33 protein-coding genes are annotated in these 23,674 nt (G+C 43.9%); all 33 read right to left on the bottom strand.

What is annotated here, in order from left to right; all coding sequences use genetic code 11:
- Nucleotides 1-284: 284 nt before the first annotated feature.
- Nucleotides 285-2,948 carry an alanine--tRNA ligase gene (gene alaS, locus BANH1_RS04025; RefSeq protein ID WP_015398141.1) on the bottom strand — a complete coding sequence of 888 codons (2,664 nt, stop codon included), beginning with the start codon at nt 2,946-2,948 and terminating at the stop codon, nt 285-287.
- A gap of 223 nt (nt 2,949-3,171) precedes the next feature.
- A complete protein-coding gene (gene recA, locus BANH1_RS04030; RefSeq protein WP_015398142.1) occupies nt 3,172-4,215 on the bottom strand; it encodes a recombinase RecA in 1,044 nt (347 codons plus the stop codon).
- 486 nt (nt 4,216-4,701) lie between these two features.
- Nucleotides 4,702-4,884, bottom strand: a complete 183-nt coding sequence (locus BANH1_RS04035; RefSeq protein ID WP_144050538.1) for a hypothetical protein — start codon at nt 4,882-4,884, stop codon at nt 4,702-4,704.
- A 231-nt stretch (nt 4,885-5,115) separates the two neighbouring features.
- Complete coding sequence (locus BANH1_RS04040) at nt 5,116-6,435, bottom strand: replication-associated recombination protein A (RefSeq protein ID WP_041583244.1); 1,320 nt, start codon at nt 6,433-6,435, stop codon at nt 5,116-5,118.
- Between the two features lie 7 nt (nt 6,436-6,442).
- Nucleotides 6,443-7,837 (bottom strand): DegQ family serine endoprotease, encoded by a 1,395-nt coding sequence (locus BANH1_RS04045; protein WP_015398144.1) that lies wholly within the window; start codon nt 7,835-7,837, stop codon nt 6,443-6,445.
- 269 nt (nt 7,838-8,106) lie between these two features.
- Complete coding sequence (gene rplQ / locus BANH1_RS04050) at nt 8,107-8,535, bottom strand: 50S ribosomal protein L17 (protein WP_015398145.1); 429 nt, start codon at nt 8,533-8,535, stop codon at nt 8,107-8,109.
- 24 nt (nt 8,536-8,559) lie between these two features.
- The gene (locus BANH1_RS04055) at nt 8,560-9,573 is read right to left on the bottom strand and encodes a DNA-directed RNA polymerase subunit alpha (protein WP_015398146.1); all 1,014 of its coding nucleotides are present in this window, start codon (nt 9,571-9,573) and stop codon (nt 8,560-8,562) included.
- 93 nt (nt 9,574-9,666) lie between these two features.
- A complete protein-coding gene (rpsK, locus tag BANH1_RS04060; RefSeq protein WP_015398147.1) occupies nt 9,667-10,056 on the bottom strand; it encodes a 30S ribosomal protein S11 in 390 nt (129 codons plus the stop codon).
- A gap of 114 nt (nt 10,057-10,170) precedes the next feature.
- Nucleotides 10,171-10,539: a 30S ribosomal protein S13 gene (gene rpsM / locus BANH1_RS04065; protein ID WP_015398148.1), complete on the bottom strand. Its 369-nt coding sequence runs from the start codon at nt 10,537-10,539 to the stop codon at nt 10,171-10,173.
- A 183-nt stretch (nt 10,540-10,722) separates the two neighbouring features.
- The gene (locus BANH1_RS04070) at nt 10,723-11,301 is read right to left on the bottom strand and encodes an adenylate kinase (RefSeq protein ID WP_015398149.1); all 579 of its coding nucleotides are present in this window, start codon (nt 11,299-11,301) and stop codon (nt 10,723-10,725) included.
- Nucleotides 11,298-12,644 carry a preprotein translocase subunit SecY gene (gene secY, locus BANH1_RS04075; RefSeq protein WP_015398150.1) on the bottom strand — a complete coding sequence of 449 codons (1,347 nt, stop codon included), beginning with the start codon at nt 12,642-12,644 and terminating at the stop codon, nt 11,298-11,300. The genes BANH1_RS04070 and secY overlap by 4 nt, the downstream gene beginning before the upstream one ends.
- A gap of 131 nt (nt 12,645-12,775) precedes the next feature.
- Entirely contained in the window at nt 12,776-13,243 is a 468-nt protein-coding gene (gene rplO, locus BANH1_RS04080; RefSeq protein WP_015398151.1) for a 50S ribosomal protein L15, read from the bottom strand.
- A 20-nt stretch (nt 13,244-13,263) separates the two neighbouring features.
- A complete protein-coding gene (gene rpmD, locus BANH1_RS04085; protein WP_015398152.1) occupies nt 13,264-13,470 on the bottom strand; it encodes a 50S ribosomal protein L30 in 207 nt (68 codons plus the stop codon).
- 32 nt (nt 13,471-13,502) lie between these two features.
- Entirely contained in the window at nt 13,503-14,051 is a 549-nt protein-coding gene (gene rpsE / locus BANH1_RS04090; protein ID WP_015398153.1) for a 30S ribosomal protein S5, read from the bottom strand.
- A 111-nt stretch (nt 14,052-14,162) separates the two neighbouring features.
- Nucleotides 14,163-14,525, bottom strand: a complete 363-nt coding sequence (gene rplR / locus BANH1_RS04095; protein ID WP_015398154.1) for a 50S ribosomal protein L18 — start codon at nt 14,523-14,525, stop codon at nt 14,163-14,165.
- An 11-nt stretch (nt 14,526-14,536) separates the two neighbouring features.
- Nucleotides 14,537-15,070, bottom strand: coding sequence for a 50S ribosomal protein L6 (gene rplF, locus BANH1_RS04100; RefSeq protein WP_015398155.1), 534 nt, complete (start codon nt 15,068-15,070; stop codon nt 14,537-14,539).
- A 36-nt stretch (nt 15,071-15,106) separates the two neighbouring features.
- Entirely contained in the window at nt 15,107-15,505 is a 399-nt protein-coding gene (gene rpsH / locus BANH1_RS04105) for a 30S ribosomal protein S8 (protein WP_015398156.1), read from the bottom strand.
- Nucleotides 15,506-15,519: 14 nt separating this feature from the next.
- Complete coding sequence (rpsN, locus tag BANH1_RS04110; RefSeq protein ID WP_015398157.1) at nt 15,520-15,825, bottom strand: 30S ribosomal protein S14; 306 nt, start codon at nt 15,823-15,825, stop codon at nt 15,520-15,522.
- 24 nt (nt 15,826-15,849) lie between these two features.
- Nucleotides 15,850-16,407, bottom strand: coding sequence for a 50S ribosomal protein L5 (rplE, locus tag BANH1_RS04115; protein ID WP_015398158.1), 558 nt, complete (start codon nt 16,405-16,407; stop codon nt 15,850-15,852).
- Nucleotides 16,400-16,714: a 50S ribosomal protein L24 gene (rplX, locus tag BANH1_RS04120; RefSeq protein ID WP_015398159.1), complete on the bottom strand. Its 315-nt coding sequence runs from the start codon at nt 16,712-16,714 to the stop codon at nt 16,400-16,402. The genes rplE and rplX overlap by 8 nt, the downstream gene beginning before the upstream one ends.
- 12 nt (nt 16,715-16,726) lie before the next feature.
- Nucleotides 16,727-17,095 carry a 50S ribosomal protein L14 gene (gene rplN / locus BANH1_RS04125; protein ID WP_015398160.1) on the bottom strand — a complete coding sequence of 123 codons (369 nt, stop codon included), beginning with the start codon at nt 17,093-17,095 and terminating at the stop codon, nt 16,727-16,729.
- Between the two features lie 149 nt (nt 17,096-17,244).
- The gene (gene rpsQ / locus BANH1_RS04130; RefSeq protein ID WP_015398161.1) at nt 17,245-17,484 is read right to left on the bottom strand and encodes a 30S ribosomal protein S17; all 240 of its coding nucleotides are present in this window, start codon (nt 17,482-17,484) and stop codon (nt 17,245-17,247) included.
- A gap of 9 nt (nt 17,485-17,493) precedes the next feature.
- Nucleotides 17,494-17,694, bottom strand: coding sequence for a 50S ribosomal protein L29 (rpmC, locus tag BANH1_RS04135; RefSeq protein WP_015398162.1), 201 nt, complete (start codon nt 17,692-17,694; stop codon nt 17,494-17,496).
- 12 nt (nt 17,695-17,706) lie between these two features.
- Entirely contained in the window at nt 17,707-18,120 is a 414-nt protein-coding gene (gene rplP, locus BANH1_RS04140; RefSeq protein WP_015398163.1) for a 50S ribosomal protein L16, read from the bottom strand.
- Between the two features lie 36 nt (nt 18,121-18,156).
- The gene (gene rpsC / locus BANH1_RS04145; RefSeq protein WP_015398164.1) at nt 18,157-18,867 is read right to left on the bottom strand and encodes a 30S ribosomal protein S3; all 711 of its coding nucleotides are present in this window, start codon (nt 18,865-18,867) and stop codon (nt 18,157-18,159) included.
- Nucleotides 18,867-19,256: a 50S ribosomal protein L22 gene (gene rplV, locus BANH1_RS04150; RefSeq protein ID WP_015398165.1), complete on the bottom strand. Its 390-nt coding sequence runs from the start codon at nt 19,254-19,256 to the stop codon at nt 18,867-18,869. The genes rpsC and rplV overlap by 1 nt, the downstream gene beginning before the upstream one ends.
- A 2-nt stretch (nt 19,257-19,258) precedes the next feature.
- A complete protein-coding gene (rpsS, locus tag BANH1_RS04155; protein ID WP_015398166.1) occupies nt 19,259-19,537 on the bottom strand; it encodes a 30S ribosomal protein S19 in 279 nt (92 codons plus the stop codon).
- A gap of 15 nt (nt 19,538-19,552) precedes the next feature.
- The gene (rplB, locus tag BANH1_RS04160; RefSeq protein ID WP_015398167.1) at nt 19,553-20,386 is read right to left on the bottom strand and encodes a 50S ribosomal protein L2; all 834 of its coding nucleotides are present in this window, start codon (nt 20,384-20,386) and stop codon (nt 19,553-19,555) included.
- 25 nt (nt 20,387-20,411) lie between these two features.
- Complete coding sequence (locus BANH1_RS04165) at nt 20,412-20,705, bottom strand: 50S ribosomal protein L23 (RefSeq protein ID WP_015398168.1); 294 nt, start codon at nt 20,703-20,705, stop codon at nt 20,412-20,414.
- The gene (gene rplD, locus BANH1_RS04170; RefSeq protein WP_041583005.1) at nt 20,702-21,322 is read right to left on the bottom strand and encodes a 50S ribosomal protein L4; all 621 of its coding nucleotides are present in this window, start codon (nt 21,320-21,322) and stop codon (nt 20,702-20,704) included. The genes BANH1_RS04165 and rplD overlap by 4 nt, the downstream gene beginning before the upstream one ends.
- Nucleotides 21,322-22,062 carry a 50S ribosomal protein L3 gene (gene rplC / locus BANH1_RS04175; RefSeq protein ID WP_015398170.1) on the bottom strand — a complete coding sequence of 247 codons (741 nt, stop codon included), beginning with the start codon at nt 22,060-22,062 and terminating at the stop codon, nt 21,322-21,324. The genes rplD and rplC overlap by 1 nt, the downstream gene beginning before the upstream one ends.
- Before the next feature lie 27 nt (nt 22,063-22,089).
- The gene (gene rpsJ, locus BANH1_RS04180) at nt 22,090-22,398 is read right to left on the bottom strand and encodes a 30S ribosomal protein S10 (protein ID WP_015398171.1); all 309 of its coding nucleotides are present in this window, start codon (nt 22,396-22,398) and stop codon (nt 22,090-22,092) included.
- Nucleotides 22,399-22,464: 66 nt separating this feature from the next.
- Nucleotides 22,465-23,640, bottom strand: a complete 1,176-nt coding sequence (tuf, locus tag BANH1_RS04185) for an elongation factor Tu (protein ID WP_015397909.1) — start codon at nt 23,638-23,640, stop codon at nt 22,465-22,467.
- Nucleotides 23,641-23,674: the final 34 nt, after the last annotated feature.

A 23,674-nucleotide genomic window follows, 5' to 3' on the forward strand; every position in this document is an offset into this window, starting at 1 on the left:
AATACCTATCTTATACTATTTGTGGAGCAAAGTCGCCTCATCGAAAAAAGTGGTTCCCGGGAACTAATCAAAAAAGGCCGTCGCTTCTATAAAATGTCAAAGGCTGATAGCTTAATAAGTAATAAGCCAACCACAAAATTAGAAGCTAAAAACGCGACTTCATTGCGTAAAGTTTTATCATCATAAAATCAATTATTTTTCAACATATTCAATGGAAAATTTAATCTAAATTATAATCGTTTTTGAAATTTCAAAATCAGGAAATACAGATAATAAATTGAAAGCTATTTCTCAAGAAAAGCCGCTAATGCCCTGATAGCTTCATGAGCTTTGTCGCCTTTGGGACCGCCAGCTTGTGCCATATCAGACCGCCCACCTCCTCCCTGACCACCGAGGACACCTGAAATAACACGCACCAAATCGACAGCATTCAATATATTAACCAAATCATCAGTAACGCCAACGACGGCACTGCCCTTACCATCTCCTGAAATGCCTATAAAAGCTACAACGCCAGACCTGATCTGCTTTTTTCCAGAATCCACCAACACCTTAAGATCTCGTGGTGAGATATTTTTAACAACACGCCCCATAAAAGAGATACCATTTATAGTTCTAACATCTGCTTCATCGCTTTTTACAGACCCACCATTAAGAGCAATCTTCTTGTATGAATCATTCAATTCTTTTTCAAGCTTATGATGATCATCAAGTAAAATTCGAATGCGCTCTTGAACATTTGCAGGAGAGCTTTTTAAAAGGCGAGCAATTTCGTAGATTCGTTCGTCCTGACCACTAAGATAGAGACGTGCAGCTCTAGCCGTTAATGCCTCGATACGGCGCACCCCAGCCGATACGGAACTTTCAGAGATAATATGAATCAAACCGATATCACCCGTCCTTTCCACATGCGTTCCACCGCAAAGCTCAATTGACCAATGATCGTTCAACCCTGCCTTCTCGAGCTTTTCGCCCATAGAAACAACACGAACTTCATCACCATATTTTTCGCCAAATAGCGCCATTGCTCCTTCAGCAATTGCGTCATCTACTGCCATAAGACGCGTTGTTACCTTACTATTTTGCAACACAATATCATTAGCTAAATCTTCTACTTTTTTCAGTTCTTCCAGCGAAATAGATTTTGGGTGAGAAAAATCGAAACGCAACCGATCAGGCGACACAAAAGATCCCTTTTGGACGACATGGGGTCCTAATGTTTGACGTAAAGCTTCATGCAATAAATGGGTAGCGGAATGGTTCACGCGAATTTTCTTACGACGAATAGAATCAACGATTAATTCCACGTGATCACATATTTGTGCCCGACCATTTTTAATTTCACCGATATGAATAAAGACGCCGTCAGCCTTTTTTTGAGTATCGTGCACCTCAAAAATAAAATGCTCACCGGAAATTACGCCGCGATCACCAAGCTGCCCCCCAGATTCGCCATAAAATGGCGTTTGATTAACAACAAAAATGGCCTTTTGCCCCTGCGAAACGTGATCGACAATTTGATCATCACACACAAGAGCTGTTATGATACCTTCAGCCTTTTCCGTTTCATAACCCAAAAACTCTGTAGCTCCGACTTGATCGCGAACAGAGAACCAAATTGCTTCCGTTGCAGTTTCACCAGAACCAGACCAATTGGCACGGGCTTCTGCTTTTTGGCGTTCCATTGCTTTATCAAAAGCATCAATATCAACAGATATTCCGCGACGCCGTAAAATATCTTGCGTCAAATCAAGCGGAAAACCGTATGTATCATAAAGCTTAAAAGCAACCTCACCGTTAAAACGATGACCCTCTTTAAGGTCCCCGCTTGCTTCGTTCAACAAACTGAGACCCCTCTCAAGAGTTTTACGAAAACGCGTTTCCTCCAATTTTAAGGTTTCTGAAATTAGAGATTCAGCGCGTACCAACTCAGGGTAAGCCTGTCCCATCTCACGTATCAGAGCAGGAAACAGGCGCCACATCAACGACTCTTTAAAACCAAGAAGATGAGCGTGGCGCATAGCACGGCGCATAATACGACGCAAAACATACCCTCGACCTTCATTAGAAGGTAAAACACCATCGGCAATTAAAAAAGCTGACGAACGGAGATGATCAGCAATAATACGATGGCTGACAATAAAATCGCCGGTTGCCTCAACCCCCGTTATCTCCTGTGATGCACCAATTAATGCGCGAAAAAGATCGATATCATAATTATCATGAACACCCTGCAAAACTGCAGCAATCCGCTCTAACCCCATACCAGTGTCAATGGAAGGACGAGGTAACTCAATCTGCTCTTCTTTGCTCACCTGCTCATACTGCATAAAAACTAAGTTCCAGATTTCGACAAAACGGTCACCGTCTTCATCCGCACTTCCAGGAAGACCACCCCAGACTTTATCTCCGTGATCATAAAAAATTTCCGAACAAGGGCCGCAAGGCCCTGTATCTCCCATTGCCCAAAAATTATCAGATGTTGCAATACGGATAATTTTTTCCTCTGAGAGACCTGAAATTTTACGCCATAATTCAGCAGCTACATCATCATTATGATAAACTGTGACTAATAACTTATCTTTCGGAAGGCAGAATCCCTTCGTGAGCAGATCCCATGCAAAAAAAATTGCTTCTTCTTTGAAATAATCACCGAAAGAAAAATTACCCAGCATTTCAAAAAAAGTATGATGGCGTGCCGTGTAGCCAACATTATCGAGATCATTATGCTTCCCACCCGCTCGCACACATTTTTGTGCGGTCGCTGCCCGCTTATAAGGGCGTTGTTCGAGCCCAGTAAAACTATTCTTGAACTGCACCATTCCTGCATTTGTGAACATTAATGTGGGATCATTGCGCGGAACAAGAGGGCTAGAGGGAAGAACTTCATGCCCATTAAGACGAAAATAATCCAAAAAAGTCGATCTAATTTTATTAACGCTGTCCATATTTACACCTGCAGAGTACAATATAAAACTGCAAAGAAAAAACTAACCATTAACCAGATACTCTCTTCGATTTTTTTGGATTCATTTACCAAAAATAAGAATATCTTTTCAGAAAAAGCGGAAAATAAGCAATTTTATACTTTAAAACTATGATACTAAATAAAAACGGAAAAAATTCTAAACAGAGAGACTTTACCTGAGCCAATATTTATTAAATTATTTGTTAAATTGGCTCATCACTTTCTGTATTTCCAGACCCCGCATTTTCCAATAATTCGACCGCAATCAAACCAGCATTCTGACGTAGAGCTGTTTCAATCTCTGCGGCTATTTCTGGATGCTCGCGTAAAAATTGCTTCGCGTTCTCACGCCCTTGCCCCAAACGCTGGGAATTATAAGAGAACCATGCACCAGACTTCTCTACAATGCCAACTTTAGCGCCTAAGTCGATCAATTCCCCTAATTTGGAGATACCTTCACCGTAAATAATATCAAATTCGACTTGCTTGAACGGGGGCGCTAACTTATTTTTCACTACTTTGACTCGCGTTTGATTACCGATCACTATATCCCGGTCTTTAATCGCCCCGATGCGACGAATATCTAAACGAACAGAAGCATAAAATTTCAAGGCATTTCCGCCCGTCGTTGTCTCAGGAGAACCAAACATTACACCAATTTTCATACGAATTTGATTAATAAAAATAACCATACAGTTGGAGCGAAAAATGGATGCAGTCAGTTTTCGCAGAGCTTTACTCATCAATCGAGCTTGCAGCCCAGGTAAAGAATCACTCATTTCACCATCAATTTCCGCACGCGGTGTTAAAGCTGCCACTGAATCAACAACGAGAACATCAACCGCTCCAGAACGGACTAACGTCTCCGTGATTTCTAAAGCCTGCTCACCCGTATCCGGCTGAGAAATGAATAAATTCTCTAAATCAACACCAAGCTTGCGCGCGTAAACAGGGTCAAGAGCATGCTCTGCATCAATAAAAGCGCAAACACCACCACTCTTTTGTATTTCTGCGATAGAATGAAGAGCCAGTGTCGTTTTCCCGGAACTTTCTGGCCCATAAATTTCGATAATACGCCCTTTCGGCAACCCACCTATACCCAAGGCGATATCCAGGGACAATGATCCCGTCGAAACTGTTTCAATTTCAACAACCTGCTCCTTTTGTCCAAGACGCATAATCGAGCCTTTACCAAAAGAACGTTCAATTTGTGACAGAGCAGCATCTAGAGCTTTCGTTTTATCCACAGTTGTATCCTTAGCGAGTCGCGATAATTTCTGGTTGAGTATATACTGTTCCCTTCACTTAGTTAAAGCGTTGAGTTTAAATTTTCACAGGCTATTTCATCTCTATTTTAACGTTGTATTCGCGGCATCCAATCAACCTGTCTAATACAAAATCGTATTCCCCTTCCTTAATACAAAGCATAGCTCACAAAAATATCCCTACAGAAGCTGATAATAAGCTTCTATATTATTTTATACGCTTGTTCCAGGAAGGAGGTAATTTAAATTCTAATACAGTGCTTTGCATATAGCCTTTTAATGTTGTATTTTAACGGCAAGAGTCACTTTTTACCACTAAATATTATAAACTGGCATCGATCAAAATTACGTCATGCCATGTATAGCCCAGATTGCAGCTTTCAAATCAAAAAAGTGCACAAACACAAGCATACCAAAACCTGAATAATAAGCAGTAATGCTCCTTTCACTTTACGCTTGTAATCGTACCTAAAAGCGATAAAGTGCCCAATCTCCTGAATGTAAATCAGCCAGAAACTCATCTATAGAATCAAACTGGGCAAAGCGCCTTTCTCGACTCCACCGACAGCTTTTATCGTTTCTATATTTGATTGAAATAATATCGGCGCTTATGCCATACGCGTCGTCAATCGACAAAGCCAAATGTTTCATAAGCTGATTAACGAGACCCGGAGATATTTTGGAGCCCATGCTGAAACTATATAATTAGCGATCATAACTACTCTTCTCATACAACTCACACCGTAGAACAAAGCAATGGATTTTCCAATATATGAAGGATAATCAGCTTTTAAAGCATAATGAGGCTTTTGATAAAGCTGCAATAATATGACTGAAATAAGAACTTCCCAAACAAAATAAAAAGTTCCAATTTGAGAAAATTTATTTTTGATCGCCCCGTTTTCGTCTCAACTTCTTCCACCACTCAAGGCGTTTTGCAATTTCACGCTCAAAGCCGCGTTCTTGTGGCTGATAATAGATCTGGCGACCAAGTCCTTCAGGAAAATATTCCTGACCTGAAAAGGCCTCTGGTTCATCATGATCATAGCGATAATCACTCCCATATCCTTCTTCCTTCATAAATTTTGTAGGCGCGTTAAGAATATGCTTAGGGGGAGACAAAGAGCCGTATTTGCGTGCACAATGCATCGCTGCTTTATAAGCAAGATAAGCCGCATTTGATTTTGGTGCAGTTGCAAGATAAAGGCACGCTTGCACTAAAGCCAATTCTCCTTCGGGGGACCCTAAATAATCATAAGCATCCTTCGCTGCATTACAAATGACAAGAGCCTGTGGGTCCGCTAAACCAATATCTTCAATAGCTATACGTACCAATCTCCGCCCGATATATAAGCGGTCTTCGCCAGCATCGAACATACGAGCAAGATAATAAAGAGCAGCATCAGGATCAGATCCACGAACTGATTTGTGCAACGCTGAAATGAGGTTATAATGGCCATCTCGCCCTTTATCATAAATTGGAGCTCGGCGCTGAATAATTTTTTGTAAAGCCTCAACATCGAATATTTCTTCCGGTCGTGCAGCACACCAAATTTCTTCTGCCAATGCTAATGCGGCCCGCGCATCACCATCAGACATTCTTATCAAAGCGTTTCTGGCGTAGCTATCTAAAGGAAGAGATCTTCCTTCTAGCTTTTCAGCGCGCTTTAAAAGCGTGTCTAAGCTTTCACTATCATGTGAGCGAAATGTCAAAACACGCACGCGTGAAAGAAGAGCTGCATTAAGTTCAAATGAAGGATTTTCAGTTGTTGCACCTATAAGAATGACCGTGCCGTCCTCTACGAATGGGAGAAAACTATCCTGCTGAGCGCGATTAAAGCGGTGAATCTCATCGACAAATAAGAGCGTCCTACACCCCGACATAAAACGAGTTTGTGCCAGTTCAAAAATCTTCTTTAGCTCCGCAACTCCAGAAAAAATGGCAGAAATTTGCTCAAAAGCGAAATTCATTTCACGCGCTAATAAGCGCGCAATCGTTGTTTTTCCTGTTCCCGGCGGCCCCCAAAAAATCATCGAACCCAACGAACCAACCGCCACCATACGCGAAAGCAGGCCGTCTGCTCCGATGAGGTGATTTTGCCCCGCCACCTCACTGAGAGAGCGAGGGCGCATCCTTTCTGCAAGCGGCCGATTTTTCTCAATACGAAAGTCAAAAGATGGAGTAAAAAAATCTTTATTCAATGAAACCTCAACGAACAAACTGACGAATATAAACACCATTACGTTCATATTCTAGTTGCCAAACACGTGGATAACCTCGCGCAAGCACTTCTTTTAACTGGCTTACAGTCTGAATTTTATAACCATTAACAGCGCGTAAAATGTCTCCAGGACGAAAAATCCTCGCGGCATTGCTTATTTCATCAAGACTCATAACCACAACACCCCTTGCCGTTGCAGGAAGATGGAAACGTCGGCTATTTTGTGGCGTTAAATCCAATACTTCAGCACCAGAAAGTGGACTTTCATCAATAATTTTTTCAGATTTTTCAAAAGCAGACTCTGGAGTCGATGACACAGTTATTTCTGTTCGAAAAATTTTTCCACCCCGCAGATATTCTAAAATCAGGCTGCGCCCAATACCGGCCGTCATCAAACGATATCCGAGACTATCCGGGGTATCAACTCGCGCACCTTGCACGCTTACAATAACATCACCTACTTTCAAACCAGCTTTTGCAGCGGGACTATCTTTAACAATCTCGATAACAAGAGCACCGTAAGAATGTTCTAAGCCCAAGCCATCTGCAATATCAGGCGTAATACTTTGGAAAGACGCGCCTATATAAGGTGGCACAAAAAATTTTCCACCCCGTTTAACTGTATCAAGCACCACTTTAATGAGATTTGCTGGAATAGCAAAACCAATCCCTACAGAGCCACCTGAACGCGAATAAATAGCTGTATTAATCCCGATTAATTGGCCTTTCATATCGATTAAAGCTCCACCAGAATTACCCGGATTAATGGCAGCGTCCGTCTGAATAAAAAAGTCAAAATCGGAAATACCAACATGTGTACGCGCTTGAGCTGAAACAATGCCGCTTGTAACTGTCTGCCCCACACCGAAAGGATTACCGATCGCAAGAACGAGATCACCAACCTCGACTGAATCAGAATTTCCTAAGGGAAGAACAGGAAATTGAGCATCTTTTGAATCAATTTTTAGCACTGCGATGTCGGTCGCTTCATCTTTCAAGACAACTACACTTTCAAATTCTCTCCCATCAAAAAGAGCAACTTTAATTTCACTAGCGTCCTTAATTACATGATAATTGGTAATGACTAAACCGCGTGCATCAACAATCACCCCTGATCCTAAAGAGGATTGCGTGCGCAAAGGCCGATTATTTTTATAACGGCCAAAAAATTGCTCAAAAAATGGATCACCTTCGAAGAGTGAGCGCACCTTCACCTGCCGGGCAGCATAAATATTCACAACAGATGGAACAGCTTTTTTAACTAAAGGAGCAAATGAAAGTGTGATTTCTGATTGCGTTTGAGGAACTTGAGCGTTCGCGCAACAAAACGATGTCCGTACTATAACGGCAAAAAAAAGCCCTACTAGAATAGAATACTTCACCACTAGCTCCTTCATAAAACCAAAACTTATGCTTCGTAAATAAAACGGAAAACACCACCCTCCAGGTTAACAGTCACCGTTAATCTGCGACCTAAACCGGCGGCGGTTCAGCTAAATCACGAATATCACAAAAAACCAATAATCTAAAGAACACGTGACTTCCTTTCTTTTCCTTTAGTTATTGTATTGAAAAGTAACTTACCCCAAAATAATCATAAAAAAAAACCGCCCTAAAAAGACGGCTTCTTAAATCTAAAAAAGCAAATTCTTTACGAAGCAGTCTCTTTGCTACCTACCCCTGCCTCCATGCGAGCACGATCCCCCGCACCCTTCGCATCAGCGTCGCGATCAACAAACTCTATAACAGCCATGGGAGCGTTATCGCCGGTGCGAAATCCTGCTTTCATAATGCGCAAATACCCACCATTACGCGACGCATAACGCGGCGCGAGTGTGTCAAACAGCTTTGCAACCTTTTCTACATCACAAAGGGCCGAAATTGCTTGTCGACGTGCGTGCAAGCTCCCACGCTTACCCAGTGTGACCAATTTCTCAACGATAGGACGAATTTCTTTAGCCTTCGGAAGCGTTGTCACGATCTGCTCGTGTTCAATCAACGAAGTCGCCATATTTACAAACATCGCTTTACGGTGACTAGCAGTTCGGTTCAGCTTGCGGCCTGACTTACCATGACGCATGAGCCCTCTCCTTAAATCTTATTTTTAATACTGATCTTCGTAGCGTTTGGCAAGATCATCAATGTTTTCAGGTGGCCACGCAGGAATCTCCATGCCAAGATGAAGCCCCATACACGCAAGAACCTCTTTAATTTCATTTAATGACTTCCGCCCAAAATTCGGCGTCCGGAGCATTTCAGATTCCGTTTTTTGAATGAGGTCACCAATGTAGACAATATTATCGTTCTTAAGGCAATTCGCAGAGCGAACTGAAAGTTCCAATTCGTCGACTTTCTTAAGAAGCGCTGGATTAAAAGCAAGTTCAGAAGCCGATTCCTCAACAGCCTCTTTCTGTGGCTCTTCGAAATTGACAAATACCGATAGCTGATCCTGAAGAATACGCGCAGCGAAAGCGACGGCATCTTCGCCATTGACGGCACCATTCGTTTCAATCGTCAATATCAACTTATCATAGTCCAGAACCTGCCCTTCACGTGTATTTTCTACTTTATAAGACACTTTACGAACTGGCGAAAAAAGACTGTCAACTGGGATAAGACCTATCGGTGCATCATCGATGCAATTACGATCAGATGGAACGTACCCCTTCCCTGTATTAACAATAAACTCCATACGAATTTCTGCGTCTTCATCAAGCGTGCAAATAACATGCTCCGGATTAAGAATTTCCATATCCCCGATAATATTTATATCCTTGGCCTTAACAACACCAGGCCCTTCTTTATAAACGACGATACGCTTAGGCCCTTCCTCTTCCATACGAATAGCTATTTCTTTTATATTCAAAATAATATCCGTAACATCTTCCCGAACCCCCGGGATTGAAGAGAATTCATGTAATACACCGTCGATTTGCACAGCGGTAACCGCAGCACCACGAAGCGAAGACAACAGCACACGACGCAGCGCATTTCCTAAAGTCAAACCAAAACCACGCTCAAGAGGCTCTGCAATCACGCTCAAAACGTTCGGGTTACCATATGTCTGAAACTCAACCTTACTAGGTTTAATTAACTCCTGCCAGTTTTTCTGGATCATATTTTTATTCCTGTTCTTTAGTTCCGTTACCATTCAATCGCAACGGCCAGTGTGAACATCAGAGAAAGCCTCGATAACGAAAAACAATCTCAATCAAACGCGCCGTCTCTTCCTTGGACGACATCCATTATGAGGAATCGGCGTCACATCACGAATGGAAGTAATTACAAAACCAACAGATTGCAATGCCCGTAAAGCAGACTCGCGGCCCGCTCCAGGACCGCAAACCTCAACTTCCAGCGAACGCATACCATGTTCCTGCGCCTTTTTGGCACAATCCTCTGCCGCAACCTGAGCAGCAAAAGGCGTAGATTTACGCGACCCCTTAAACCCCTGAGCACCAGCAGATGACCAAGCAATCGCGTTTCCTTGAGCGTCTGTGATAGTGACCATAGTATTATTAAACGTCGAATTGATGTGCACAACACCCGACGAAATATTTTTGCGTTCGCGGCGGCGAATACGCGGGGCTTCCTTAGCCATAGCTATCCTTTCAACGATCTCTCCACCACCGTAACACCAGTGGCTCCACCTTATTTGCTTTTGATAAAAAACCTCAGCAAAAAACAAAATCCTATAAACAAAATAAAGATACTATTACTTCTTTTTACCAGCGATTGCCTTCGCAGGACCTTTACGCGTACGCGCATTCGTATGTGTACGCTGCCCACGGACAGGCAAGGAACGGCGATGACGTAATCCACGATAACAACCAAGATCCATCAAACGCTTAATACTCATTGCGACTTCACGGCGAAGATCCCCCTCAACTTGATAATCTTTGTCTATCGCCTCACGAATCTGCAGCACTTCCGCATCCGAGAGCTCATGCACGCGGCGTTCCGCAGGAATGCCAACTTTTTTGACAATTTCTTGAGCAAACTTCCGCCCAATCCCATGAATATATTGAAGCGCGATAACTACGCGCTTGTTAGTCGGAATATTGACACCCGCGATACGAGCCACGCCTATTCTCCTTGATTATATTGACCGCCAACTATAAAGCGCTTGATGCACCCCACGCCGAAAAAATAGCTCAGCCTCAAACGCGCTTTAAGCCCCATTATCTCACTGAAGTAAATTAAAATGGCTTTTGATAGATTTCACCAAAAAAGTCAACTCTTTTCATTTACTTCTCTAAAAAATTCCTTACCCAAAGAGTTCCTGAATAGTTCTGGACACCTCAAAGACAGAAGGCATCCCGTCAACGGTCCTCAGCAGCCCTTTATCGGAATAAAATTTCGATAAAGGAGCTGTTTTTTTACGATATTCAGTCAATCGCTTCGCAAAAACATCCGGATTATCATCTGAACGAACCTGTCCACCCAAAACTACTGTTTCCTGAACACGTTGTTTCATCCGTTCAATCAATGAATCTTCATCAGCAGAAAGCTCTATAACAGCATCAAGCCGCGCACCCTTTGACTGCAAAATCCTTTGTAATTCTTCTGCTTGTCCCACAGTACGCGGATATCCATCCAGTATAAAACCATTTGAACAGTCATTTTGGTCGATACGATCCGACACAATCTGATTAACAACATTGTCAGGCACTAAGACGCCCGATTCTACGATAAGCTTAGCTTTTTTGCCAATCTCTGTCTCTTTCATAACGACTTCGCGCAGCATATCACCCGTCGACAAGTGAGGAACATTATACCTCTCTGCCAACATCTTAGCTTGTGTACCTTTACCAGCTCCAGGGGGACCTAAAAGAATGATTCTCATCGGCTCCTTTTACCCCCACGGAGTTTTGATTTTTTGATCAACCCCTCATATTGATGCGCAACGAGGTGTCCCTGAATCTGAGCAACTGTATCAAGCGTAACGGTAACGACAATTAACAAAGATGTACCCCCGAGGTAAAAAGGAACATGAAAAGCCGACACCATAAACTCGGGTAATAAACAAACGAGAATAATATAAACCGCACCCAAAACAGTAATGCGCGTCAAAACATAATCAATATACTCGGCTGTACGCTCTCCAGGACGAATCCCCGGAATGAAACCAGAGTGTTTCTTTAATTGATCTGCTGTATCACGCGGGTTAAACACAATAGCCGTATAAAAAAAGCAAAAAAACGCCATTAAAACGGCATAAATAATCATATAAAGCGGCTGCCCATGAGCAAGAGAAGAAGAAATAGCCTGGACCCATTGTGGCATTTTATCAGAGAAATTATTAATGGTCGCCGGCAGTAATAACAAAGACGAAGCAAAAATCGGCGGAATGACACCGGCAGTGTTCAGCTTTAAAGGGAGATGCGACATATCACCCTGAAATATCTGATTACCAACCTGGCGCTTTGGATATTGTATGAGAATCCGCCGCTGTGCGCGCTCCACAAAAACAATAACCCCTACGACAGAAATAGCGATAATAATTATCCCTATTAATAGAAAAGTAGGCAAATCAGAGTGACTATGGGCAGTCAAAAGCTGAGCAAAAGTGGCAGGAAAATTAGCCACAATACCCGTAAAAATAATAAGAGAAACCCCATTACCAACACCACGTGATGTAATTTGCTCACCGAGCCACATCAAAAACATCGTTCCTCCAACCAGCGTGATAACAGACGAAATACGAAACATCATGCCAGGTTCGTTAACAATTTGGAGGCCTGTCCCTATACCAGTTTCAAGAGCGACAGCGATACCAAAAGCCTGAAAAATTGCCAATATCACCGTTACGTAACGAGTATACTGATTAATAATTTTACGACCCAACTCACCTTCTTTTTTGAGAGCTTCCAGCGAAGGAACAACTGACGTTAATAACTGCACAATAATCGACGCTGATATATAAGGCATAATCCCCAGCGCAAAAATCGCCATACGTCCAACAGCCCCCCCTGCAAACATATTAAACAACCCCAATACGCCAGATGCATGATGTTCAAATGTCTGCCGTAAAGCATCAATATTAATGCCTGGCAAAGAAATATAAGTACCAAAACGATACACAAGGAGCGCAGATAAAGTAAACCAAATGCGTTTTTTTAGTTCAGTCGCACGTGAAAAAGTACCCAAATTTATGTTAGAAGCAAGTTGCTCCGCAGCCGATGCCATAAAACCTCTCCAGTTTATACCCCAATCCCTTAATTACGCGAGCGCAGCTCACCAAATCCACATCGCCATACATAAAAACTAAAATACCCCCTAAAAAAGAGATATGCTCGAAGTTATTTTCTACGCTGAATCTACTGAACAGCTTCAAGGCAACTGACCTGACCGCCGGCTTTTTCAATTTTTGCACGAGCAGCCTTGGAAACACCAGAAACATTAAACATAATCCCAGTTTTTAATTCACCACCCGAAAGAATACGTACACCGTCTTTGACACGGCGAATAACGCCAGCTTCTTTTAACACAACAGCATCAACCGTTTTTGCCGTGTCTAGCTTGCCCGCATCAACCGCTAACTGAACGCGCTCAAGCGAAACCTCGTTGTAAATCTTCGCGAACGAATTCTTGAATCCACGCTTTGGCAAACGACGATATATAGGCATTTGCCCACCTTCAAAGCCGTTAAGCGAGACACCAGAACGGGATCTCTGCCCCTTAACGCCACGACCACCGGTTTTACCAGTTCCCGAACCGATACCACGCCCAATACGTTTACGATTTTTCGTTGCGCCTTTGTGATCACGCAGCTCATTAAGTTTCATATCCTACACCCCTGCGGTCCCTAATTTTCACCCACGATTCGAACGAGATGGCTAACCTTAGCGATCATACCTCGCACACAAAGCGTATCTTCCAAAGTACGGCAGCGATGCATTTTATTCAACCCGAGTCCCTTTAACGTCGCGTGTTGAACCCGCGGATTCCGAATCGGACTTCCAATTTGCTCCACCGTCACAGTCTTACTATTCTGAGACTTTTTTTTAACCATTTTCTAAATTCCTTTTTTACAAGCGTCGAGAACTATTCTTCTAAACCGCCTAATTGCTGACGCCCTGCTTGCAAAGTAGAATATTTAATACCGCGTTGTGCTGCGACGTCCTTAGGATGCACCTGACGCTTTAACGCATCAAAAGTTGCACGCACCATATTGTAAGGATTTGACGATCCCAACGATTTTGCAACAACATCCTGCATACCAAGAGTTTCAAAAATAGCACGCATCGGGCCCCCAGCAATAATACCAGTACCCGCAGAAGCAGAGCGCATCAACACACGACCTGCCCCATGGCGTCCTTCAACATCATGATGCAACGTACGCCCAAACCGAAGGGGAACATAAATCATCTCACGCTTCGCAGATTCCGTGGCTTTACGAATTGCCTCGGGAACTTCACGTGCTTTACCATGACCAAAACCAACGCGCCCTTTCTGATCCCCAATAACAACAAGAGCGGCAAAACCAAAACGCCGACCACCCTTCACAACCTTAGAAACACGGTTAATGTGGACAAGTTTATCAACAAACTCACTGTCACGTTCATCCCGATCATTGCGCTCTTTCTGCGTCATTCCTCATTCCTTTTTTCCAGAAATACGCCAACAAAGTTCCAACATTTAACTAAAGGAACTCACACAAAATATCTTAAAAACTCTCTCATCAGAATCTTTAAGGAAAACACTTCAAAACCTTAAACCACCTTCACGAGCAGCTTCAGCTAAAGCCTTAACTCTGCCATGATAAACATATGCTCCACGATCAAAAACAACCTCGTCGACACCAATCTTTTTTGCGCGCTCAGCAATTAATTTACCAACAGCGAAAGCGGCCTCCTTACCAGAACCGTTCTTTAAAGACTTCTTTAAATCGCTCTCAAGAGTACAGGCTGAAGCAAGCGTGCACCCACGTAAATCGTCAATGACCTGAGCGTAAATATTTTGATTAGAACGATAAACACTAAGCCGAGGACGGCCATTGGCGACCATTTTAATCTGGCGCCGAACACGCTGCGCACGGCGCTGAATAATTTTTTTAGATGAAACCATGACGCAAATCCTTATTTCTTCTTACCTTCTTTACGGACAACACGCTCATCTGCATACTTAACCCCTTTGCCTTTATAAGGCTCAGGCCTACGATATTCACGAATCTCTGCCGCAACCTGCCCAACTTGCTGTTTATTAATCCCAGAAACAACAATCTCCGTCGGCTTAGGAACTGTTATGCTAACACCTGACGGCACTTGATATACAACATCGTGAGAGAAACCGAGGGACAATTGAATATTTTTACCTTGCAAAGCAGCACGATAACCAACCCCATTAATCTCAAGCCTTTTTTCAAAGCCGTCCTTTACGCCACAAAAAATATTCTCGATCATTGAACGCGACATACCCCATTTGGAGCGTGCATCCTTCGATCGATCGCGCGGAGCGACTGATATAACATTCTCCTTGAGCTCAACAAGCACTTCGTCATTAACAACGTAGCTCAATTCACCTTTCGGCCCCCTCGCCTTCACTAACTGGCCCTCAACAACAGCGGTAACCCCAGAAGGAACCGGAATGGGCTTTTTTCCAATACGAGACATTGTTTTAACCTGTTTTTTCCATTTACTTACAATTGCTCAGAAAATACGACAGAGAATTTCTCCACCAACATTCCTTTCACGTGCTTCGCGGTCCGCCATTACCCCATCAGGAGTTGACAAAATCGAAATGCCCAAGCCATTCGCTATTTGAGGAATAGACTTAGCAGAAACATATACACGACGACCCGGTTTGGAAACACGCGCAATCTCACGAATAACAGCTGAGCCCTCAAAATATTTTAGTTCAATTTCGATCTCAGATTTTCCATTACCCAAATCAATCTGATTATATCCGCGAATATAACCCTCTGACTGAAGAACATCAAGAACTCGCGCACGAAGCTTAGAGGCAGGCGTAATTACTTTATTCTTTTTACGACCAAGCGCATTACGAATACGCGTCAACATATCACCAAGAGGATCTGACATAGACATCTAAAAATTTCCTCTCACCAACTAGATTTAACAATGCCGGGAATACGCCCGAGGGAACCAAGATCACGCAAAGCAATACGTGACATTTTTAATTTGCGATAATAAGCCCGCGGACGACCCGAAACCTCACAACGATTACGGATACGAACCTTCGCGGAATTACGCGGCAATTCTGCCAAATGGACAGAAGCTTTAAAACGCTCTTCAAGCGAAACTTTCTGGTCCATTACAATTGCTTTCAAACGTGCACGACGTAAAGCATAACGCTTCACCATCGCTTCACGACGTTTATTTTTTTCAACGGCACTTACTTTGGCCATAATCCTACCTCACTATATTTGCCGTTACGAGCGGAACGGAAAATTAAGAGCGCGGAGTAGTTCGCGCGCTTCATTGTCCGTCCTTGCTGTCGTGCAAATGATGATATCCATCCCCCAAATTTGGTCGACTTTATCGTAATTAACTTCCGGAAAGACGATATGTTCTCTGATCCCCATAGCGAAATTTCCGCGGCCGTCGAAGCTTTTAGGGTTTAAGCCGCGGAAGTCGCGGACTCGCGGTAGCGCGATCGTAACGAGGCGATCCAAGAATTCGAACATACGGTCTCTGCGCAACGTGACCTTAGCCCCAAGAGGCATACCTTCGCGGACTTTGAAAGTAGCAATGGAATTGCGCGCACGGGTGACGACGGCTTTTTGACCCGTTATTAATGCCAAGTCCTCGGCTGCGATAGACGGCTTTTTGGAATCAGCAGTCGCCTCGCCAATCCCCATATTAACAACGATCTTATCAACGCGCGGGATCTGCATTTCATTCTTATAACCAAATTTCTCCTGAAGCGCTCTACGAACCACTTCAAGATAATGCGCCTTCATACGCGGTTTTTGTTTTTCCTCAGCCATTAATCAATTCTCCCGAACGTTTGGCAAAACGGACCTTATCACCCCCCGCATTCACGCGAAAACCTACACGTGTAGGCTTACCATCTTTAGGATCGGCGACAGCCAAATTAGATAAATGAATAGGAGCTTCCTTAGAAACAACCCCAGCTTCTTGTTTTTGCGTTTGGCGTTGATGACGCTTAACTACATTAACCCCACGAACAAGAGCACTCTCTTCCTTCGGATTGACTTTAATAACTTCGCCCCTACATCCTTTATCTTTTCCGGACAAAACAACGACTTTATCACCTTTTCGAATCTTTTGCATAATAACTGCTCCTTATAGCACTTCAGGAGCGAGTGAAATAATTTTCATATGATTCCTACCACGAAGTTCGCGAGGAACCGGTCCAAAGATACGCGTACCGATGGGCTCTTTTTTATTATCAACTAAAACAGCAGCATTTCTATCAAAGCGGATAACACTACCGTCAGCACGACGAATATCCTTAGCAGTACGAACCACCACAGCTTTCATCACGTCACCCTTTTTAACACGACCACGAGGAATAGCATCCTTAACCGAAACAACAATAATGTCGCCGACCGAAGCATATTTCCGCTTTGAACCGCCCAACACCTTGATGCACATGACACGACGAGCGCCAGAATTATCCGCGACGTCGAGGTTTGTTTGCATCTGAATCATGACCGCCCACCTTCTTTTCAATACCTAAATTTGACTGCACTTCTTGCACAATCTGAATTCGCTCGCCAAGTAACGGCGAAACCACCGCTCTTAAACCTATCAGTGGAGACAAAACCAACACCAAATTCTCGAACGATAAACTTAATTAATTAAACTACACTGTCTTTAACAGCAATCCAACGTTTATCTTTCGAAATCGGCTTAGACTCTTGAATAAAAACCTGATCTCCGACTCTGAACTGATTATCTTCGTCATGTGCCTTGTACTTTTTAGACTGCCTAACTGTCTTTTGGAGAAGCGGATGAGAATAACGGCGCTCCACCCTGACAACCACAGTCTTATCGTTCTTATCACTGACGACAATACCTTGTAAAATGCGTTTAGGCATCTTTCTTCCTTAAGCCTCACTATCATTCATCTTCTGACGAAGAAAAGTTTTAACACGCGCAATATCACGGCGAACCTTTTTAACACGCGCGGTCCCTTCTAATTGGCCCGTTGCTTTCTGAAAGCGCAAATTAAATTGCTCTTTTTTCAATTTAGCCAATTCATCTTTCATTTGGTCGAGCGTCTGCGCCCGTAATTCTGCGGCTTTCATTACTTACCCTCTTTACTCAGCAACACGCTGGATGAAACGAGTCTTAATAGGTAGCTTCGCAGCACCCAACCTGAGCGCTTCACGTGCCACATCTTCCGGCACTCCGTCAAGTTCAAATACGACGCGCCCCGGCGCAACACGCGCAGCCCAATAATCAACACTTCCCTTACCCTTACCCATACGAACTTCAGTAGGCTTAGACGTAACCGGCAAATCCGGAAAAATACGAATCCACACACGACCAGAACGCCTCATATAACGCGTAATCGCACGACGCGCAGCTTCGATCTGGCGCGCAGTAACACGTTCTGGCTCAACAGCCTTTAAACCATAAGCACCAAAATTCAGATCCGTACCGCCTTTTGAAACACCTCTGATACGACCCTTAAATTGCTTACGGAACTTTGTGCGCTTTGGCTGCAACATTGCTCTCTACTCCAAATTTTAATCCGACCACAAAAATCAAGCATTTTCGCGGCGACGACTCGATGAAGAACCCGAATGGTCATTTTCTGCAGCACGATGCTCCGAAGCCATCGGATCATGCTCAAGAATTTCACCTTTAAAAACCCAAACTTTAACACCGCAAATGCCATAAGCAGTCTTAGCCTCCGCCGTACCATAATCAACATCAGCACGTAGAGTATGAAGCGGAACACGACCTTCACGATACCACTCCATGCGAGCAATTTCGGCACCACCAAGACGACCAGAACAATTAATACGAATGCCTTCCGCCCCGAGGCGCATAGCTGACTGAACTGAACGCTTCATTGCGCGCCGAAAAGCAACACGACGCTCAAGCTGCTGAGCAATTGATTGAGCGATAATCGTTGCATCAATTTCCGGTTTACGAATCTCAACTATATTCAACGAAGTTTCAGCATCCGTCATCTCCGAAAGCTTGCGACGGAGTTTCTCAATATCCGCACCCTTTTTACCAATAATAAGGCCAGGACGTGCGGAATGAATTGTTACACGACACTTTTTATGAGGACGTTCAATAACAACCTTGGAAATAGCCGCCTGCTTCAATTCTTCAATCACATATAACCGAATTTTCAAATCTTCGTGAAGAAGACGCCCATATTCACCGCTATCAGCATACCAGCGTGAATCCCAAGTCCGATTAACTCCAAGACGAAGCCCTATTGGATTTATCTTCTGGCCCATTATGCGGCCTCCCCTTCTTCGGTAACTTCACGGACAACAATAGTAAGATGCGAAAATGGGCGCTCAATCCTGCCCGCCCGCCCGCGACCACGGACATGAAAACGCTTCATAACCATCGATCTACCAACATACGCCTCGGCAACAATCAACGTATCAATATCGAGATCATGATTATTCTCTGCATTCGCAATCGCTGATTCAAGAGTCTTTTTGACCGTCCCAGCAATACGTTTACACGAAAATGTTAAATCAGCCAATGCCATATTAACTTTTTTTCCACGAATCATCGCAGCGACTAAATTAAGCTTTTGTGGACTAACACGAACCGTCCGGGCAACAGCCCTCGCCTCATTATCCTTAAGCTGGCGCGGAATCTTAGCTTTGCTCATTCCTACTTCCTCTTTGCTTTCTTGTCGGCACCGTGCCCATAATAGGTCCGAGTAGGGGCAAACTCGCCAAACTTATGCCCAACCATTTCTTCAGAAACAGAAACGGGGACGTGCTTGTTGCCATTGTAAACACCGAAAGTCAAACCGACAAACTGCGGCAAAATAGTAGAGCGGCGACTCCAAATTTTAATAACTTCATTACGCCCACTTGCACGTACTTTCTCCGCTTTTCCAAGAAGATAGCCGTCAACAAACGGACCTTTCCAAACTGAACGAACCACTTCAGACTACCTTTCTTATTTTTTGCGCTGATGACGTGAGCGCATAATAAACTTATCAGTGGCTTTATTGGAGCGTGTACGCTTACCTTTAGTAGGTTTGCCCCAAGGAGACACTGGATGACGACCACCTGACGTACGACCTTCACCGCCGCCGTGCGGATGATCAACTGGATTCATGGCAACACCTCGAACATGAGGGCGCTTACCGCGCCAACGTGACCGGCCCGCTTTACCATCACTAATATTTCCATGATCAGGATTTGAAACAGCACCAACAGTTGCAAAACAATTGCCAAAAACTAGACGCTGCTCACCAGAATTAAGACGAAGAATAGCCATTCCTTGATCTCGCCCAACTAGCTGCGCATAAGTCCCCGCTGAACGAGCAATCTGACCACCTTTCCCAGGCTTCATTTCAACATTATGAATGATCGTACCTACCGGCATATTAGCAAGAGGCATCGCGTTACCCGGCTTAACATCGACGTTCGAACCAGCTACAACAGAATCCCCAACACTGAGACGCTGCGGCGCAAGAATATAATTTAATTGTCCATCTTCGTAGCGAATCAGAGCAATAAAAGCAGTACGATTCGGATCGTACTCTAAGCGTTCAACTTTTGCAGATACATCACGCTTAAGGCGCTTAAAATCAATGAATCTATAATTACGCTTATGACCACCACCTCGAGAACGGACAGTAACGCGACCACAATTATTACGCCCACCCTTCGACGACAATCCTTCGGTTAACACCTTTACGGGCTTCCCTTTATAAAGGCAAGAGCGATCTACAATAACGAGCTGACGCTGTCCGGGAGTGGTCGGATTAAAATTCCTGAGTGCCATTTTTTATCTCCTACCTCCGAGCCCCTTAAAGACCTGTCGAAAGATCGATTAATTGACCTTTATCCAACGTCACAATCGCTTTTTTAACATCACTTTTCCGACCAATAACGCCTTTAAAACGTTTTATTTTACCCTTACGAATCATCGTATTGACGGCTTTAACTTTCACACTAAAAAGCGCTTCAACAGCAGCTTTAATCTCAAGTTTTGTCGCCTTTAATGCAACATTAAAAACAACTTGATTATACTCCGAAATTGTAGTCGACTTCTCGGTAACAACTGGACTAATAATTACATCATAGTGCCGAAGATCCGTCATTTGAAACGCTCCTCAAGAGCCTCGACAGCAGCTTTAGATAAAACAAGCTTGCTGCGACGCAAAATATCATAAACATTAATTCCCTGAATTGGCAAAACATCAATATTAGGAATATTGGACACTGCACGAGAAAAACTCATATCAATTTCTCTACCGCCAATCAATAAAGCATTATTAAAACCGAGCTTAGAAAAATTCGCAGCGAGCACTTTGGTCTTAGCATCTTGAACACTAAACTCCTCGACTACAACTAAATTATTCGTTTTTACCTTCACCGACAAAGCAAGACGCAACCCAAGCGCACGAATCTTTTTTGGAAGATCATGTGCGTGATTACGCACCACCGGACCATGAGCTTTACCACCACCCCGAAATTGTGGAGCACGAGCAGACGAATGCCGAGCACGCCCAGTCCCTTTTTGCTTAAACATCTTTGCTCCCGTTCGAGACACATCAGAGCGGCCTTGCGACTGATGCGTTCCTTGTTGACGACGAGCAAGCTGCCAACGAACAACACGTTGCAAAATATCTTCGCGTGGTACAAGGCCAAAAATACTCTCAGAGAGCTTCAATTCACCAACCTCATTACCGTCGAGAGTTTTAACTACAAGATCCATCATTGAACCCCCTCAGCTTCAGAAGCTCCCGTCATTGAGGCCGCTACTTCTGTTCCATTTTTGACAAGATGGCGAACACCCCCAGGCTTCGGAGCGTTATCAGGAAGGTGCTTTTTTATAGCATCTCGCACCAAAATCCAAGCCCCCTTAGAACCAGACACAGAGCCACGCAGTAAGATTAAGCCGCGATCAACATCCGTAGAAACAACTTCTATATTCTGAGTCGTTACCCGAACCTGCCCCATATGACCAGCCATTTTTTTGCCTTTAAATACTTTACCCGGATCTTGGCATTGCCCCGTTGAACCGTGAGCACGATGCGTAATCGAATTACCATGCGAAGCACGGTGTCCACCGAAATTATGCCTCTTCATAACACCGGCAAAACCCTTACCGATAGTCGTACCTGTTACATCAACCCTCTGCCCTGGAATAAAATGCTCAGCCGTGATCTCAGTCCCAATTTCAAGAAGATTATCAGGACTAACACGAAACTCCGCCACTTTAGCTTTTGGCTCAACCTCAGCCCTGGCAAAATGTCCACGGAGAGCCCGCGAAGTATTTTTAACTTTTGCGAACCCCACACCTAACTGGACAGCAGTATAGCCATTTTTTTCAACTGTACGTTGAGCAACAACCTGACACTTTTCTAAACGAAGTACCGTTACTGGCACATGTTCACCAGCATCGTTATAAATACGGGTCATGCCCAATTTCTGTGCTATTACACCTGAACGCATCGGGTTTGCTCCTTCCGTTTTCAAACCTCAAAGCTTGATTTCAACATCTACACCCGCAGAAAGATCAAGCTTCATAAGCGCATCTACTGTTTGCGGTGTTGGATCAACAATATCAAGAAGACGCTTATGCGTACGCATTTCAAACTGCTCACGGCTCTTCTTATCAATGTGTGGCCCACGGTTAACCGTAAATTTTTCAATCCGCGTCGGAAGCGGGATAGGACCGCGAACATTAGCGCCAGTACGCTTAGCAGTCGACACAATCTCACGCGTCGACACATCAAGAATCCTGTGATCGAACGCCTTTAAGCGAATGCGGATATTCTGACCATTCATGCTCTTTATTTCCTCATCATGCAGAATGTTTTAAACAATTAAAAACATTCTCAACGATTATCTTCATCACTCAATGATCTTAGAAACGATTCCTGCTCCGACGGTGCGACCGCCTTCACGGATTGCAAAGCGGAGCTTTTCTTCCATCGCAATCGGAACGATCAAAGAAACATCCATTGCAACATTATCACCTGGCATAACCATCTCTGTACCTTCAGGAAGAGTAACAATCCCCGTCACATCCGTAGTACGGAAATAAAATTGCGGGCGATAATTAGTGAAAAACGGAGTATGACGACCCCCTTCATCCTTCGTCAAAATATATGCTTCAGCTTTAAACTTAGTGTGCGGTGTAACAGAACCGGGCTTCGCCAAAACCTGACCACGTTCAATCCCTTCACGATCAACACCACGAAGCAATGCGCCAATATTATCACCTGCCTGCCCTTGATCCAGAAGCTTGCGGAACATCTCAACCCCTGTAACCGTCGTTTTAGAAGTTGGGCGTATGCCGATGATCTCTATTTCTTCACCAACTTTAATAAGCCCACGCTCGACTCGACCTGTAACAACTGTCCCACGGCCCGAAATTGAAAAAACATCCTCTATCGGCATCAAAAATGGCTGATCAACCGGACGCTCAGGTGTTGGTATATAATTATCAACCTCACTCATCAAAAGACGGACCGCGTCTTCACCAATGGCTTTATTTGTATCCTCAAGAGCAGCCAAAGCGGACCCCTTAACAATAGGAATTTCATCGCCAGGAAAATCATACTTCGAAAGAAGCTCCCGAACCTCAAGCTCAACTAACTCCAAAAGCTCAGCGTCGTCAACTTGATCAACTTTATTCAAGAACACGACAATCGCCGGAACCCCAACCTGACGCGCCAAAAGAATATGCTCCCGTGTTTGAGGCATTGGACCATCAGAAGCCGAAACAACCAAAATGGCACCATCCATCTGCGCGGCTCCTGTGATCATATTTTTAACATAATCTGCGTGCCCAGGACAATCAACGTGTGCGTAATGACGTTTCTCTGTTTCATACTCAACATGCGCCGTAGAAATAGTAATCCCGCGAGCACGTTCCTCAGGTGCTGCATCAATTTGATCATACGCTTTAAATTCGCCAAAATATTTCGTAATTGCCGCTGTCAATGAGGTCTTACCGTGGTCAACGTGACCAATCGTACCTATATTAACGTGCGGCTTCGTGCGTTCAAATTTGCTCTTTGCCATTTGAGCTCTCCATTTTTTTATCCTAACAAAGGAC

The sequence above is a fragment of the Bartonella australis AUST/NH1 genome (assembly GCF_000341355.1).
GTDB lineage: Bacteria > Pseudomonadota > Alphaproteobacteria > Rhizobiales > Rhizobiaceae > Bartonella > Bartonella australis.

Excerpts from the sequence above, each read along its gene's own strand:
- alaS (WP_015398141.1), bottom strand. The coding sequence starts at position 2,948 with ATGGACAGCGTTAATAAAATTAGATCGACTTTTTTGGATTATTTTCGT.
- BANH1_RS04035 (WP_144050538.1), bottom strand. The coding sequence starts at position 4,884 with ATGAAACATTTGGCTTTGTCGATTGACGACGCGTATGGCATAAGCGCC.
- rplQ (WP_015398145.1), bottom strand. The coding sequence starts at position 8,535 with ATGCGTCATGGTAAGTCAGGCCGCAAGCTGAACCGAACTGCTAGTCAC.
- BANH1_RS04055 (WP_015398146.1), bottom strand. The coding sequence starts at position 9,573 with ATGATCCAGAAAAACTGGCAGGAGTTAATTAAACCTAGTAAGGTTGAG.
- rpsK (WP_015398147.1), bottom strand. The coding sequence starts at position 10,056 with ATGGCTAAGGAAGCCCCGCGTATTCGCCGCCGCGAACGCAAAAATATT.
- BANH1_RS04070 (WP_015398149.1), bottom strand. The coding sequence starts at position 11,301 with ATGAGAATCATTCTTTTAGGTCCCCCTGGAGCTGGTAAAGGTACACAA.
- secY (WP_015398150.1), bottom strand. The coding sequence starts at position 12,644 with ATGGCATCGGCTGCGGAGCAACTTGCTTCTAACATAAATTTGGGTACT.
- rplO (WP_015398151.1), bottom strand. The coding sequence starts at position 13,243 with ATGAAACTTAATGAGCTGCGTGATCACAAAGGCGCAACGAAAAATCGT.
- rpmD (WP_015398152.1), bottom strand. The coding sequence starts at position 13,470 with ATGGTTAAAAAAAAGTCTCAGAATAGTAAGACTGTGACGGTGGAGCAA.
- rpsE (WP_015398153.1), bottom strand. The coding sequence starts at position 14,051 with ATGACGCAGAAAGAGCGCAATGATCGGGATGAACGTGACAGTGAGTTT.
- rplR (WP_015398154.1), bottom strand. The coding sequence starts at position 14,525 with ATGGTTTCATCTAAAAAAATTATTCAGCGCCGTGCGCAGCGTGTTCGG.
- rplF (WP_015398155.1), bottom strand. The coding sequence starts at position 15,070 with ATGTCTCGTATTGGAAAAAAGCCCATTCCGGTTCCTTCTGGGGTTACC.
- rpsH (WP_015398156.1), bottom strand. The coding sequence starts at position 15,505 with ATGTCTATGTCAGATCCTCTTGGTGATATGTTGACGCGTATTCGTAAT.
- rpsN (WP_015398157.1), bottom strand. The coding sequence starts at position 15,825 with ATGGCCAAAGTAAGTGCCGTTGAAAAAAATAAACGTCGTGAAGCGATG.
- rplE (WP_015398158.1), bottom strand. The coding sequence starts at position 16,407 with ATGGCTGAGGAAAAACAAAAACCGCGTATGAAGGCGCATTATCTTGAA.
- rplX (WP_015398159.1), bottom strand. The coding sequence starts at position 16,714 with ATGCAAAAGATTCGAAAAGGTGATAAAGTCGTTGTTTTGTCCGGAAAA.
- rplN (WP_015398160.1), bottom strand. The coding sequence starts at position 17,095 with ATGATTCAGATGCAAACAAACCTCGACGTCGCGGATAATTCTGGCGCT.
- rpsQ (WP_015398161.1), bottom strand. The coding sequence starts at position 17,484 with ATGCCTAAACGCATTTTACAAGGTATTGTCGTCAGTGATAAGAACGAT.
- rpmC (WP_015398162.1), bottom strand. The coding sequence starts at position 17,694 with ATGAAAGCCGCAGAATTACGGGCGCAGACGCTCGACCAAATGAAAGAT.
- rplP (WP_015398163.1), bottom strand. The coding sequence starts at position 18,120 with ATGTTGCAGCCAAAGCGCACAAAGTTCCGTAAGCAATTTAAGGGTCGT.
- rpsC (WP_015398164.1), bottom strand. The coding sequence starts at position 18,867 with ATGGGCCAGAAGATAAATCCAATAGGGCTTCGTCTTGGAGTTAATCGG.
- rplV (WP_015398165.1), bottom strand. The coding sequence starts at position 19,256 with ATGAGCAAAGCTAAGATTCCGCGCCAGCTTAAGGATAATGAGGCGAGG.
- rplB (WP_015398167.1), bottom strand. The coding sequence starts at position 20,386 with ATGGCACTCAGGAATTTTAATCCGACCACTCCCGGACAGCGTCAGCTC.
- BANH1_RS04165 (WP_015398168.1), bottom strand. The coding sequence starts at position 20,705 with ATGACGGATCTTCGGCACTATGATGTAATTATTAGTCCAGTTGTTACC.
- rplD (WP_041583005.1), bottom strand. The coding sequence starts at position 21,322 with ATGGATCTTGTAGTTAAAACTCTCGACGGTAATGAGGTTGGTGAATTG.
- rplC (WP_015398170.1), bottom strand. The coding sequence starts at position 22,062 with ATGCGTTCAGGTGTAATAGCACAGAAATTGGGCATGACCCGTATTTAT.
- rpsJ (WP_015398171.1), bottom strand. The coding sequence starts at position 22,398 with ATGAATGGTCAGAATATCCGCATTCGCTTAAAGGCGTTCGATCACAGG.
- tuf (WP_015397909.1), bottom strand. The coding sequence starts at position 23,640 with ATGGCAAAGAGCAAATTTGAACGCACGAAGCCGCACGTTAATATAGGT.